Source organism: Stenotrophomonas sp. GD03958, assembly GCF_029839005.1.
Taxonomy (GTDB): domain Bacteria; phylum Pseudomonadota; class Gammaproteobacteria; order Xanthomonadales; family Xanthomonadaceae; genus Stenotrophomonas; species Stenotrophomonas hibiscicola.
In genome coordinates this window covers 1-13,670 of record NZ_JAOBZT010000094.1, presented here as the reverse complement: position 1 = coordinate 13,670, position 13,670 = coordinate 1, and the positions used below count along the sequence as shown (strand labels likewise).

Sequence of the window (13,670 nt, the reverse complement as noted above, 5' to 3'; positions counted from 1 at the left end):
CAGCCGAGCATGGGCTCGGCTCTACAGGTGGAACGCGGGTGACGGAAACGACGACGGGCCCCGAAGGGCCCGTCGCGTTACATCAGTGAAGCAGGTGCAGCCTGGATCAGAAGCGGGCGCCGATGCCGAAGCCGACGGTCCACGGATCCATCTTGGCTTCGCCGATCTTCTCGCCGCCAACCTTCACGTCCGGGCGGGCGCGCATGTAGCGGGCGTCGGCACGGGCGAACCAGGTGGAGTTGATGTTCATGTCCACGCCGACGGTACCGATCACGCCCTTGGCATCCTTGAAGCGGATGTCGGTGTCGGCGCCGTTGCCCAGCTTCTCGTTGCTGAAGCTCGACTGGTAGTAGCCCACGCCCACGAACGGGCGGAACACGTTGTCAGCCTGGCCGAAGTGGTACTGGCCGCTCAGCGCGACCGGCTGCTGCTCGACCGAGCCCAGGCGGGCGTTGTTCGGGCCCTTGAACTTGTTTTCGAACTTGTCGGCAGCGCCCCACAGTTCAACGGCCCAGTTGTCGTTGATGTAGTAGCTGAAGCTGACGGTCGGCGCCGGGCCGCCATCGGTCTTCTTCACGCCGGTGATCGGGTCGTTCTTCGGTTCCAGCAGCGAGATGCCGCCAACCACGGCAAAATGCTTGCCCGACGCAGTGTCGGTGCTGCTGCTGTCCTGGGCGAAAGCGGCCGGTGCAAAGGCGGCGGAGGTCAGCAGGGCGAGACTCAGGATACGGATGGAGCGCATGGGGGTATCTCCTAATGTTTCTTGTTTTGGGCCCCCGGTTGCGGGGCGAGCACACCGTAGTCGCCCCAACATGAATCGAATCCGACGCACGTTAAAAAATAGTTTTCCTTGTTCAGCGACGGGTGCGGAATGCCTGTATTCATGGGGTTTTCGGCCCTCGCTGACATTCATGCAGTTGGAGAAGATGTGAGCGAAGCAACGTTGTGCATTGGCCTGCAAGCGCAGGTGAACGTGCAGTGCCGCGTGCTGCTGCTGGGCTCGATGCCAGGCGTGGTGTCGCTGCAGGAGCAGCGCTACTACGCGCATCCGCGCAACCGTTTCTGGCCGTTGATGGCCGATATCTGTGGCTTCAGTGCGGATCTGCCCTATGCAGCGCGGCTGCAGGCGTTGAACGCCGCAGGCATCGGCCTGTGGGATGTGATCGGCCGCTGTGAGCGCCGGGGTAGTCTGGATGCGGACATCGTGCGTGGCACGGAAGTGGCCAATGCACTGCCGGAACTGATCGCCGCGTTGCCCGAGCTGAAGCTGGTCGGCTGCAATGGCGCCGCGTCAGTGCAGGCATTCCAGCGTTGGGTGCTGCCACGGTTGGAGGCCCCGCCGAAACGGGTGGCACTGCCGTCGACCAGCCCGGCCAATGCGGCCTGGTCGCTGCCGCGCCTGCGCCAGGCCTGGCAGCCGGTGGCAGACGCACTGGCGACATGAAGCGGACATCGTAGGGACAATACGCTACCGACTGGTGGCAGGCGCAACCCATGGGCAACAGCGTGTCCCGGCTGCGTGCGTACTGAAAACACCTGTAACGGTTGGCGCTGGACCCCGCTGGCCGCACAATAGACGTTTCCCTACACCAGATTGCCGGAGTTATCCCCATGGCCGAAATCAAGGAAGCACTTGTCCCCGATATCGGTGACTACAGCGATATCCCGGTAATCGAGGTGCTTGTCGCCGTCGGCGACACGGTCAAGAAGGACCAGGGGCTGGTGACGCTGGAAAGCGACAAGGCGACCATGGAAGTGCCGTCCTCGGTGGCTGGCGTGGTCAAGGAGCTGAAGGTCAAGGTGGGCGACAGCCTGTCCGAAGGCAAGGTCGTGGCCCTGATCGAAGTGGCTGAAGGCGAAGCGGAAGCCGCCAAGCCGGCGGCTGCCGCGCCGGCGCCGGCCAAGGCCGCTGCCCCGGCTGCCGCCACCCAGAGCGCGCCGGCCCCGGCCGCAGCTGCCCCGGCTGCCAGCGGTGGTGCCGTTGAAGCGCTGGTGCCGGACATCGGCGACTACGCCGGCATTCCGGTCATCGAAGTCCTGGTCGCCGTTGGCGACACGGTCAAGAAGGACCAGGGCCTGGTCACGCTGGAAAGCGACAAGGCCACCATGGAAGTGCCGTCCTCGGTGGCCGGTGTGGTCAAGGAGATCAAGGTCAAGGTCGGCGACAACCTGTCGCAGGGCGATGTGGTTGCGATCATCGAGGCCGAGGGCGCTGCCGCGCCGGCACCGACCAAGGCCGCCGCTGCCGCCGCGCCTGCAGCCGCTGAGACAGCCACCAAGGTCGAGCCGGTCGCCGTGCCGGCGCAGCCGGACAAGCTGGCGGCCCGCGAGATCGCCTCGGCCGGTACCCCGTCCAGCCCGCCGGTGCAGTTCAACGCTGATGGCGTGCTGCCGGCCAAGGTGCCGTATGCCACCCCGGCGGTGCGTGTGTTCGCCCGCGAACTGGGCGTGGACCTGCTGCAGATCAACGGCACCGAGAAGGGCGGCCGCATCACCAAGGCTGACGTGCAGAAGTTCGTCAAGGCCGCGCTCAGCGGTGGCGTGCCGGCTGCCGGCGGTGCTGCCGTCGCTGCCGGTGGTGGCCTGAACCTGCTGCCGTGGCCGAAGGTCGACTTCAGCAAGTTCGGCGAGACCGAAGTCCAGCCGCTGTCGCGCATCAAGAAGATCTCCGGTGCGAACCTGGCCCGCAACTGGGCGATGATCCCGCACGTCACCCAGTTCGACCAGGCCGACATCACCGACCTGGAAGCGCTGCGCGTGGCGCTGAACAAGGAGAACGAGAAGGCCGGCATCAAGCTGACCATGCTTGCTTTCCTGATCAAGGCCAGCGCCGCAGCGCTGAAGAAGTTCCCGGAATTCAACGCCTCGCTCGATGCCAGCGGCGAAAACCTGACCCTGAAGAAGTACTTCCACATCGGCTTCGCCGCCGACACGCCGAACGGCCTGGTCGTGCCGGTGATCCGCGACGTGGACAAGAAGGGCGTGGTGCAGATCGCGCAGGAAACCGGCGAACTGGCCAAGAAGGCGCGCGACGGCAAGCTCGGCCCGGCCGACATGAGCGGCGGCTGCTTCTCGATCAGCTCGCTGGGCGGCATCGGCGGCACCGCGTTCACCCCGATCGTCAATGCACCGGAAGTGGCCATCCTCGGTGTCTCCAAGTCGTCCATCCAGCCGGTCTGGAACGGCAAGGAATTCGCACCGAAGCTGATGCTGCCGCTGTCGCTGAGCTACGACCACCGCGTCATCGACGGCGCCCTGGCCGCACGCTTCACCACGTACCTGTCCCAGGTACTTGCCGACATGCGCCGCGTGCTGCTGTAAAGCACCGCTTCGCCCCCACCGTGCGGCCGCAGCCCCTGGCGCGGCCGCGTGAACAGATGCAGTGACAGCCCACCGGCCATGCCGGTCGGGCACGAGGAAAACCCACCATGGCCACGATTGAAGTCAAGGTTCCCGACATCGGCGATTACAGCGATGTGCCGGTGATCGAAGTGTTGGTCGCCGTCGGCGACACGGTGAAGAAGGATCAGGGTCTGGTGACCCTGGAATCGGACAAGGCCACCCTGGAAGTGCCGTCCTCGGCTGCCGGCGTGGTCAAGGAAATCAAGGTCAAGCTGGGCGACACCCTGTCCGAAGGCGCCGTGGTCGTGGTGCTGGACGCTGAAGGCGCCGCCGAAGCCCCGGCCAAGGCCGCTGCGCCGACTCCGGCTGCGGCCGCTCCGGCCAGCAAGCCGCCGGTGACCCCATCGCACCGCGCCCCGGCTGAACCGGCTGCGCCGAAGCCGGCGCTGTCCAGCGGCAAGCCGGCCGACATCGAATGCGAAATGGTCGTGCTGGGCTCCGGCCCGGGCGGCTACACCGCCGCCTTCCGCGCCGCCGACGTCGGCCTGGATACGGTGCTGGTCGAGCGCTACGCCAGCCTCGGCGGCGTCTGCCTCAACGTCGGTTGCATTCCGTCCAAGGCGCTGCTGCACGCCGCCGCGGTAATCGACGAAGTGGCCCATGCCGGTGATTTCGGCGTCGAGTTCGGCAAGCCGACCATCACCCTGGACAAGCTGCGCCAGTACAAGGAAAAGGTCGTCAACCAGCTGACCAAGGGCCTGGCCGGCATGGCCAAGCAGCGCAAGGTCTGCAACGTGCAGGGCGTCGGCAGGTTCATCTCGGCCAACGAGATGGAGATCACCGCCGCTGACGGCAGCACCCAGCTGCTGCGCTTCCAGAAGTGCATCATCGCTGCCGGTTCGCAGGCGGTGAAGCTGCCGAACTTCCCGTGGGACGACGCGCGCGTGATGGACTCCACCGATGCGCTGGAGCTGGCCGAAGTGCCGGGCTCGCTGCTGGTCGTCGGCGGCGGCATCATCGGCCTGGAAATGGCCACCGTGTACAGCGCGCTGGGCAGCAAGGTCACCGTGGTCGAGTTCATGGACCAGCTGATGCCGGGCGCCGACAAGGACCTGGTCAAGCCGCTGGCCGATCGCCTGAAGAAGCAGGGCATCGAAGTCCACCTGAAGACCAAGGCCTCGGGCGTCACCGCCGATGCCAAGGGCATCACCGTGACCTTTGAAGCTGCCGAGGAAGGCCAGGCGCCTGCGCTGGCGCAGGGCACCTTCGACCGCGTGCTGGTGGCCGTCGGGCGTTCGCCGAACGGCAAGAAGATCGATGCCGAGAAGGCCGGCGTGCAGGTCACCGAGCGTGGCTTCATCCCGGTGGATCGCCAGATGCGCACCAACGTGCCGCACATCTTTGCCATCGGCGACATCGTCGGCAACCCGATGCTGGCCCACAAGGCCACGCACGAGGGCAAGCTGGCGGCTGAAGTGGCCGCTGGCCACAAGAAGGAGTGGGTGGCGCGGGTGATTCCGTCGGTGGCCTACACCAACCCGGAAATCGCCTGGGTCGGCGTCACCGAGACCGAAGCCAAGGCCAAGGGCCTGAAGGTCGGCGTGGCCAAGTTCCCGTGGGCTGCCAGTGGCCGCGCGATCGGCATCGGCCGTACCGAGGGCTTCACCAAGCTGATCTTCGACGAAGAGACCCACCGCATCATCGGCGGCGCGATCGTCGGCGTGCATGCCGGTGACCTGCTGGCCGAGATCGGCCTGGCGATCGAGATGGGTGCGGAAGCCGAGGACATCGGCCACACCATCCACGCCCACCCGACGCTGAGCGAGTCGGTGGCGATGGCGTCGGAAATCTACGACGGCACGATCACCGATCTGTACATGCCGAAGAAGAAGTAAGGCGCCCGCGCCGTTCCAAATGAAAAGCCCCGGCATTTGCCGGGGTTTTTTTGTTGAGCCTCGATCACTCTCATTGCGAGCGTTCGGGCCGCCGCGCGGGTGGCGGGCATTTGGACAAATGTCCCCCGTCACCCGCCTGCGGCGGTCGCCTCCTCCTTTACTTTGTCCAAACGCCTGCCACCCACGCAGCGGCTCGGCTTGCGGATAGTAAGAGCCAGTGCCAAAGCCGCCCGGATGCCTGACACGCGGGGGGAGAGGGGCTTGCGTGCGAAGTAAAGGAGGAGGTGACGGCCGCAGGCCGGCGCCGGGGGACATTCGCACGTAAGCCCCTCTCCCCCCGCGCTCGACCAACCCGCTTCTGCTTGACCGTGCAAACAAAAAAGCGCGGCCCCGATGTTCCGGAGGCCGCGCCAGGAGAGAAGATGCCGTGGAAGGGGCGGGGGATCAGAACACGAAGCTGATACCGGCCACCGGGCCCTTGAATTCCTGCTTCAGGCCGATGGTGCCATCGCTGCCCTTCTTGTCCGCATCAAGCTTGAACCAGTCGTAGCCGGCGAACACGCCGAAGTTCCTGGTGAAGCGGTAGTCGACGATGGCGTTGGCGCGGCTCAGGTCGCCCTTGTAGTCATCGAAGCTGCCCCAGCGCGTGTTGAGGTACTGGCCCTGCAGGGTGATCATCCACTTCTCGGACGGGGTGAAGCTCAAGCGTGCACCGACCACCGGCGCCACGCCGTCGGTCTTCTCGTTGAGGAACTGGCCTTCATAGACAGTGCCCAGATCGGCGTAGGCCTTGGTGCTGACCTTGGCGTACTCGGCACCCAGCTGCAGGCCGAGGTCGAAGGTGTCGGTGTCCACCACCGAGTAGTCATAGACAAGGCTGGCCACCTGGTACTTCAGTTCGCCCTTGACGAAGCTGCCGGACGGCACGCTGACGTCACCGAAGGAGATGTCCTGGCCGAGGGTTTCGCGGCGGTCCTTGTCGTACTTGAAGTAGTTGAACAGCAGGCGCTGGCGGTTGCTGATGCGGAACATGCCGTCAATGCGCGGCTCCCACTCCTTGCCACCCAGCTTGAAGTCCTCGGAGAAGCCGATGTCCTGGCCGGCCACGTTGGTGTTGCCGCGGAGGGTGTTGTCCGAGTCGATGTTCATCGCACCCAGGCGCAGGGCAAAACGGTCGTCGCCTTCGGCGGCGTGGGCGGCATTGGCGAACGAGGCGCCGGCAGCGAGCAGGGAGAGGGCGAGCAGAGTGGGTACGGGGCGCATCGAAGAGTCCTTGCAGTGGTTCATCAGAATGAAGACCACTGTGCGGGACGGGCCCGTCCACCATCCGTGAACGTATGGTCCACGGCGTGTGCACGGTTCAGCGCTGTCACGACGATGCAAAGAGATGGCCCCGGAGACGGGCTTCGGGGCCATCGTGGGACCTGCGGGGTGGAGCCGACGAGGATGCTGCAGGCAGGTCGGGTAATCGGACCGGCGCATCCGGTGAAAGTTCCGTCGACTGCGACCAAAGTTCAATACTGCGGTGCAACATCGTGCGGACGTCATTGTCCCCCCGGTGGTACGCAAAAATGTAACCGTTACCGCAACTTGCGCCTTCCCGGGATGAACAGGCAGCGGTTGTCTCGCAAATTGTCCCATTGCTATAATTTGGCGGCTCGATGAGGCCCCCCCTGCTGTAGCCGCCTCAACCCTCCACATGCAACCACGCGGGACGTCCTGTGCTGAACTCCGTTGACGCGGGTCGGCGACTGATGCTGCGCGCCGCGGTCTACCCGCTGGCCGCGGTCGCTGTCCTGGCCCTGGCCTTCCTGCTGGTGGGTCCGAAATATGCCCTCGGCGCGCTGGCGTCTGGTGTGGCCATTTCGGCCGGTGGCTGGGTTGCAGCACGGATGGCGCTGGGCGGAGGTGCGGTGGCCGCAGGATCGGCGATGGCTCGCCTGATCATTGCGATCGTGGCCAAGTGGGTCGTGGTTTTCGGCGTCCTGCTGGTGGGGTTCCTGGTCTTCAAGCTGCCTGCATTGGCGCTGTTGGCCGGTATCGCCGTCGGCTTGATGTTCCAGGTCCTGGCGATGGCCAGGCGTTGACAGAATTCAATTAACTGAAGGTTCCGGACACATGGCGGGCGAGGCTCTAACCCCTACCAGCTACATCCAGCATCACCTGCACAACCTGACCGCGCCGGTCGGCAAGGGTGAGGGTATGTTCTGGCATATCCACGTCGATACCTTCCTCACCGCCGTCCTGATGGGCCTGGTGATCGTGGTCGCGTTCTGGCTGGGGACCCGCAAGGCTACCGCCGGCGTGCCGGGCAAGTGGCAGGCCTTCGTCGAGATCTGCCTGGAGTTCGTCGACCGCCAGGCCAAGGACACCTACCACGGCAAGAGCAAGCTGGTCACGCCGATCGCCATCACGATCTTCTTCTGGATTCTGCTGATGAATCTGCTGAAGATGATCCCGGCCGATTTCATCGCCAAGCCGCTGGAATGGGCGGGCGTGCACTACTGGAAGCCGGTCCCGACCGCTGACGTCAACGCCACCCTGGGCATGGCCATCAGCGTGTTCTTCCTGATGCTGTTCTTCGCGCTCAAGTCCAAGGGCCTGGGCGGCTTCATCAAGGAATTCCTGACGGCGCCGTTCGGCAAGTGGATGATGCCGTTCAACCTGATCCTCAACATCGTCGAGTGGCTGAGCAAGCCGATCTCGCTGGCGATGCGACTGTTCGGCAACATGTTCGGCGGCGAAATCGTGTTCCTGCTGATCTGGGTGCTGGGTGGTGCCGGATTCTTCGGTGCCATTGCCGGTGGTGTGTTCGGCCTCGGCTGGATGCTGTTCCACCTGCTGGTGATCCCGCTGCAGGCCTTCATCTTCATGATGCTGTCGATCGTGTACCTGAGCCTGTCGGAAGACGCTCACTGAGTTTCAAGCTTCAACGCGTTTCAACCTTCATCCGTTTCATCACCCTTAGCAACTTAAGTTCCTGGAGATAACCATGTACTTCGCCGTCCTGACCAACTTCGCGCAGATTCAGAGCTCCACCGCCCTTGCCGTCGGCATCATGATCGGCCTGGCCGCGCTGGGCGCCGGTCTGGGTCTGGCCATCATGGCTGGTAAGTTCCTGGAGTCGGCCGCCCGCCAGCCGGAACTGATCCCGGTCCTGCAGGTCCGCATGTTCATCACCGCCGGCCTGATCGACGCCGCGTTCATCATCTCGGTCGCCGTTGGCCTGCTGCTGGCCTTCGCCAACCCGCTGTCGGCTGCCTTCGCTGGCGCCGTCACCAAGGCTCTGGCCGGCTGATACAGCGGTTTGAGACGACCGGGTGCTGATGCACCCGGTTTCGGATGAAGGCCGGATGTGCCGCTACGGCGGCGCGTCCACCCCGAAACCAGCGATCGAGCTAACCATGAATATCAATTTCACCCTTCTTGCGCAGGCGCTGGCCTTCGCTGGTCTGATCTGGATCATCGCGACCAAGATCTGGCCGCCGCTGATGAACGCGATCGAAGAGCGCCAGCAGAAGATTGCTGAGGGCCTCGCTGCTGCCGACCGCAGCCAGAAAGATCTGGCCCAGGCGCAGGAGAAGGTCAACGAAGCGCTGAAGGAAGCCCGCACCAAGGCCAACGAGATCATCGATCAGGCCCACGCGCGTGCCAACCAGATCGTTGATGCTGCCCGTAACGAAGCGATCACCGAAGCCACCCGTCAGAAGGAACTGGCCCAGGCTGAAATCGACGCCGCCGCCAACCGTGCCCGTGAAGATCTGCGCAAGCAGGTGTCCGCGCTGGCCGTGACCGGTGCCGAAAAGCTGCTCAAGCGCGAAATCGACGCCAACGCCCACAAGGCGCTGCTCGACGAGCTGGCCTCGGAGATCTAAGGATGAGCCAGGCCCTCACGCTTGCCCGCCCGTACGCCCGCGCCGCGTTCGCGACCGCGCGCGACGAAGGCGCGTTCGCGCCGTGGTCGGACGCCCTGGCGTTCTCCGCCCACGTCGCCGCCGACCCGCGCGTGGCGGCCCTGCTCGCCAACCCGGAGCTGGGTCGTGACGACGCCGTCGCCCTGCTGGCGCCGGTGTCGCACGGCGAGACCTACTCGCGCTTCCTGGCCATCCTGGCCGAATCGCATCGTCTGCCGCTGCTGCCGGAAATCGCCGGCATGTTCGACGCCCTGCGCGCCGAAGCCGAGCACGTGGTCAAGGCCACCGTCACCTCGGCGGCCGAACTGTCGGCCGCTGAGCTGGATGCGATCAAGGTCGCGCTGCGCAAGCGCTTCAACCGCGAGGTCGACGTGACCACCGCGGTCGATGCCTCGCTGATCGGCGGCGCCGTGATCGACGCCGGCGACGTGGTCATCGATGGTTCGCTGAAGGGCAAGCTGGCCCGTCTGCAGACCGCGCTCGCTAACTGAATTCATTTAACGTCCGGCCCCGCTGCCGGCACTAGGACTTGACGATGGCAACCACGCTCAACCCCTCCGAAATCAGCGAACTGATCAAGAACCGCATCGAGAAGGTCAAGCTGGCCGCGGAATCGCGCAACGAAGGCACCGTGACCAGCGTGTCCGACGGCATCGTGCGCATCTTCGGTCTGGCCGACGTGATGCAGGGCGAAATGATCGAACTGCCGAACAACACCTTCGCACTGGCCCTGAACCTGGAGCGCGACTCGGTCGGCGCCGTGGTCCTGGGTGACTACGAGCACCTGCGCGAAGGCGACGTCGCCAAGACCACCGGTCGCATCCTGGAAGTGCCGGTCGGTCCGGAACTGCTGGGCCGCGTCGTGAATGCGCTGGGCGAGCCGATCGACGGCAAGGGCCCGCTGGGCACCGACCTGACCGCTCCGGTGGAGCGCGTTGCTCCGGGCGTGATCTGGCGCAAGTCGGTCGACCAGCCGGTGCAGACCGGTTACAAGTCGGTCGACTCGATGATCCCGATCGGCCGTGGCCAGCGCGAGCTGATCATCGGTGACCGCCAGACCGGCAAGACCGCCATGGCGATCGATGCGGTGATCAACCAGAAGGGCACTGGCATCAAGTGCGTCTACGTTGCGATCGGCCAGAAGGCGTCGACCATCGCCAACATCGTGCGCAAGCTGGAAGAGAACGGCGCGCTGGCCCACACCATCGTGGTGGCCGCGACCGCTTCCGAATCGGCTGCCATGCAGTACATCAGCGCCTACTCGGGCTGCACCATGGGTGAGTACTTCATGGACCGCGGCGAAGACGCGCTGATCGTGTACGACGATCTGTCCAAGCAGGCCGTCGCCTACCGCCAGATCTCGCTGCTGCTGAAGCGCCCGCCGGGCCGCGAAGCCTACCCGGGTGACGTGTTCTACCTGCACTCCCGTCTGCTCGAGCGCGCTGCCCGCGTGTCCGAGGAGTACGTCGAGAAGTTCACCGAAGGCAAGGTCACCGGCAAGACCGGTTCGCTGACCGCGCTGCCGATCATCGAAACCCAGGCCGGCGACGTGTCCGCGTTCGTTCCGACCAACGTGATCTCGATCACCGACGGCCAGATCTTCCTGGAAACCGACCTGTTCAACGCCGGCATCCGCCCGGCCGTGAACGCCGGTATCTCGGTGTCGCGCGTCGGTGGCTCGGCCCAGACCAAGATCATCAAGAAGCTGTCGGGCGGTATCCGTATCTCGCTGGCCCAGTACCGTGAGCTGGCTGCCTTCGCGCAGTTCGCCTCGGACCTGGACGAAGCGACCCGCAAGCAGCTGGAGCGTGGCCAGCGCGTCACCGAGCTGATGAAGCAGAAGCAGTACGCGCCGATGTCGATCGCCAACCAGGCGCTGTCGATCTACGCCGTCAACGAGGGTTACCTGGACGACGTGCCGGTCAACAAGCTGCTGGCGTTCGAAGAAGGCCTGCACGCCCACTTCGCCAACACCCAGGGCGAGCTGATCAGCAAGGTCAACGCCACCGGCGGTTGGGACAACGACATCGAAGGTGCCTTCAAGAAGGGCATCGCCGAGTTCAAGACCACCGGCAGCTGGTAATCGCGGTCCTGTAGAGCGGAGCCTCCGGCTCCGCTGGACCAGATGACAAACGGTTGAACAACGCGGGGCATCAGCCCCGCGCCACGGGAAACAAGAGATGGCAAGCGGACGCGAAATCAAAACCAAGATCAAGAGCGTGCAGAACACCCGCAAGGTGACGCGCGCCCTGGAAATGGTCTCGGCCTCCAAGATCCGCAAGGCGCAGGATCGGATGAAGACCTCGCGTCCGTACGCGCAGGCGATGAAGCAGGTGATCGGTCATCTGGCCCAGGCCAGCACCGACTACCAGCATCCGTTCCTGGTCGAGCGCGAGCAGGTCAAGCGGGTCGGCTTCATCGTGATCTCCTCCGATCGCGGCCTGGCCGGCGGCCTGAACAACAACCTGTTCCGCAAGATGCTGGGCGAAGCCAAAGCATGGCAGGACAAGGGTGCCGAAGTGGACCTGGTGACCATCGGCCAGAAGGCTTCGACCTTCTTCCGCCGCGTGAAGGTCAACATGGTCGGCAGCGTGACCCACATCGGCGACGTGCCGAAGCTGGAATCGCTGATCGGTGTGATCAAGGTCATGCTCGACGCCTTCACCGAAGGCAAGATCGACCGCGTGTACCTGGTGTACAACCGCTTCGTGAACACCATGGTGCAGAAGGCCAGCTTCGATCAGCTGCTGCCGCTGCCGCCGGCTGAGAAGCAGGTCGCTCACCACGACTGGGATTATCTGTACGAACCCGATGCCGCGACCGTGCTGGAGCACGTGATGACGCGTTACATCGAGTCGCTGGTGTACCAGGCACTGCTGGAAAACGTCGCCTCCGAGCATGCCGCACGCATGGTTGCGATGAAGGCGGCGAGCGACAACGCCAACAAGCTGATCGGCACCCTGCAGCTCGTCTACAACAAGGCGCGCCAGGCAGCGATCACCCAGGAAATCTCCGAAATCGTCGGCGGCGCGGCAGCAGTCTGACCGCGTTCGTTCAAAGCACACATTAGAGGATGCAGCAATGAGTCAGGGCAAGATCGTTCAGATCATCGGCGCGGTCGTCGACGTCGAATTCCCGCGTGAATCGGTGCCGAAGGTGTACGACGCACTGAAGGTGGAAAACACCGAGATCACCCTCGAAGTCCAGCAGCAGCTGGGTGACGGCGTGGTGCGTACCATCGCCCTCGGTTCCACCGACGGCCTGAAGCGCAACCTGGTTGCCGTCAACACCGGCCGTGGCATCTCGGTGCCGGTCGGCGCCGGCACCTTGGGCCGCATCATGGACGTGCTGGGCCGTCCGATCGACGAAGCCGGCCCGGTCGCTGCCAGCGACAACTGGGAAATCCACCGCGCTGCGCCGTCGTATGAAGACCAGTCCCCGGCCACCGAGCTGCTGGAAACCGGCATCAAGGTCATCGACCTGATGTGCCCGTTCGCCAAGGGCGGCAAGGTCGGCCTGTTCGGCGGCGCCGGCGTCGGCAAGACCGTCAACATGATGGAGCTGATCAACAACATCGCCAAGGCGCACAGCGGCCTGTCCGTGTTCGCCGGCGTGGGTGAGCGTACCCGTGAGGGCAACGACTTCTACCACGAAATGAAGGACTCCAACGTCCTGGACAAGGTGGCGATGGTGTACGGCCAGATGAACGAGCCGCCGGGCAACCGTCTGCGCGTCGCGCTGACCGGCCTGACCATGGCCGAGTACTTCCGCGACGAGAAGGACGAAAACGGCAAGGGCAAGGACGTCCTGCTGTTCGTCGACAACATCTACCGTTACACCCTGGCCGGTACCGAAGTGTCGGCACTGCTGGGTCGTATGCCGTCCGCCGTGGGTTACCAGCCGACCCTGGCCGAGGAAATGGGCGTCCTTCAGGAGCGCATCACCTCGACCAAGAACGGTTCGATCACCTCGATCCAGGCCGTCTACGTTCCCGCGGACGACCTGACCGACCCGTCGCCGGCGACCACCTTCGCCCACCTGGACTCGACCGTCACCCTGTCGCGTTCGATCGCCTCGCTGGGTATCTACCCGGCCGTCGATCCGCTGGACTCCACCAGCCGCCAGATGGACCCGCTGGTCATCGGCCACGAGCACTACGACACCGCCCAGCGCGTCCAGCAGACCCTGCAGAAGTACAAGGAACTGAAGGACATCATCGCGATCCTGGGCATGGACGAACTGTCCGAAGAGGACAAGCAGGCCGTGTCGCGCGCCCGTAAGATCGAGCGCTTCTTCAGCCAGCCGTTCCACGTGGCCGAAGTGTTCACCGGTTCGCCGGGCAAGTACGTGCCGCTGAAGGACACCATCCGTGGCTTCAAGGCCATCGTCGATGGCGAGTACGACCACCTGCCGGAGCAGGCGTTCTACATGGTCGGCGGCATCGAAGAAGCGGTCGAGAAGGCCAAGAAGATGGCCGAGAAGGCCTGATCCGGGACGGGCGGGAGCGATCCTGCCCGAC

The 13,670-nt window shown here is 64.6% G+C and carries 13 protein-coding genes; 11 read left to right on the top strand and 2 right to left on the bottom strand.

Going from position 1 to position 13,670, the window contains the following annotated elements; translation table 11 throughout:
• Positions 1–106: 106 nt before the first annotated feature.
• Complete coding sequence (locus tag N5C25_RS18870; protein WP_019660737.1) at positions 107–742, bottom strand: OmpW family outer membrane protein; 636 nt, start codon at positions 740–742, stop codon at positions 107–109.
• A gap of 186 nt (positions 743–928) precedes the next feature.
• Here N5C25_RS18870 and N5C25_RS18865 point away from each other — a divergent pair, with 186 nt between their 5' ends.
• The 3 genes from N5C25_RS18865 (at position 929) to lpdA (ending at position 5,237) form a co-directional block, all read left to right on the top strand.
• Positions 929–1,444, top strand: coding sequence for a DNA-deoxyinosine glycosylase (locus tag N5C25_RS18865; RefSeq protein ID WP_262214028.1), 516 nt, complete (start codon positions 929–931; stop codon positions 1,442–1,444).
• A gap of 167 nt (positions 1,445–1,611) precedes the next feature.
• A complete protein-coding gene (aceF, locus tag N5C25_RS18860) occupies positions 1,612–3,321 on the top strand; it encodes a dihydrolipoyllysine-residue acetyltransferase (protein ID WP_111102934.1) in 1,710 nt (569 codons plus the stop codon).
• A 107-nt stretch (positions 3,322–3,428) separates the two neighbouring features.
• Positions 3,429–5,237 carry a dihydrolipoyl dehydrogenase gene (gene lpdA / locus N5C25_RS18855; protein ID WP_279937625.1) on the top strand — a complete coding sequence of 603 codons (1,809 nt, stop codon included), beginning with the start codon at positions 3,429–3,431 and terminating at the stop codon, positions 5,235–5,237.
• 444 nt (positions 5,238–5,681) lie between these two features.
• Here the strand turns inward: lpdA and N5C25_RS18850 are convergent, their stop codons facing one another.
• Positions 5,682–6,500 (bottom strand): hypothetical protein, encoded by an 819-nt coding sequence (locus N5C25_RS18850; protein WP_019660733.1) that lies wholly within the window; start codon positions 6,498–6,500, stop codon positions 5,682–5,684.
• A gap of 458 nt (positions 6,501–6,958) precedes the next feature.
• Here N5C25_RS18850 and N5C25_RS18845 point away from each other — a divergent pair, with 458 nt between their 5' ends.
• From N5C25_RS18845 to atpD, 8 genes are all read left to right on the top strand, one after another.
• On the top strand, positions 6,959–7,324 hold the full coding sequence (locus N5C25_RS18845; protein ID WP_014648497.1) for a hypothetical protein: 366 nt from the start codon (positions 6,959–6,961) through the stop codon (positions 7,322–7,324).
• 31 nt (positions 7,325–7,355) lie between these two features.
• Positions 7,356–8,156 carry a F0F1 ATP synthase subunit A gene (gene atpB, locus N5C25_RS18840; protein WP_005411134.1) on the top strand — a complete coding sequence of 267 codons (801 nt, stop codon included), beginning with the start codon at positions 7,356–7,358 and terminating at the stop codon, positions 8,154–8,156.
• A 73-nt stretch (positions 8,157–8,229) separates the two neighbouring features.
• A complete protein-coding gene (gene atpE, locus N5C25_RS18835; protein WP_005411133.1) occupies positions 8,230–8,535 on the top strand; it encodes a F0F1 ATP synthase subunit C in 306 nt (101 codons plus the stop codon).
• A gap of 106 nt (positions 8,536–8,641) precedes the next feature.
• Positions 8,642–9,112 carry a F0F1 ATP synthase subunit B gene (locus tag N5C25_RS18830; RefSeq protein ID WP_005419512.1) on the top strand — a complete coding sequence of 157 codons (471 nt, stop codon included), beginning with the start codon at positions 8,642–8,644 and terminating at the stop codon, positions 9,110–9,112.
• 2 nt (positions 9,113–9,114) lie between these two features.
• On the top strand, positions 9,115–9,642 hold the full coding sequence (locus tag N5C25_RS18825; RefSeq protein WP_251102541.1) for a F0F1 ATP synthase subunit delta: 528 nt from the start codon (positions 9,115–9,117) through the stop codon (positions 9,640–9,642).
• Between the two features lie 44 nt (positions 9,643–9,686).
• Entirely contained in the window at positions 9,687–11,234 is a 1,548-nt protein-coding gene (gene atpA, locus N5C25_RS18820) for a F0F1 ATP synthase subunit alpha (protein ID WP_005419511.1), read from the top strand.
• Between the two features lie 97 nt (positions 11,235–11,331).
• Positions 11,332–12,195: a F0F1 ATP synthase subunit gamma gene (gene atpG / locus N5C25_RS18815; RefSeq protein WP_005411129.1), complete on the top strand. Its 864-nt coding sequence runs from the start codon at positions 11,332–11,334 to the stop codon at positions 12,193–12,195.
• A gap of 37 nt (positions 12,196–12,232) precedes the next feature.
• Entirely contained in the window at positions 12,233–13,639 is a 1,407-nt protein-coding gene (gene atpD, locus N5C25_RS18810; protein WP_005419510.1) for a F0F1 ATP synthase subunit beta, read from the top strand.
• Positions 13,640–13,670: the final 31 nt, after the last annotated feature.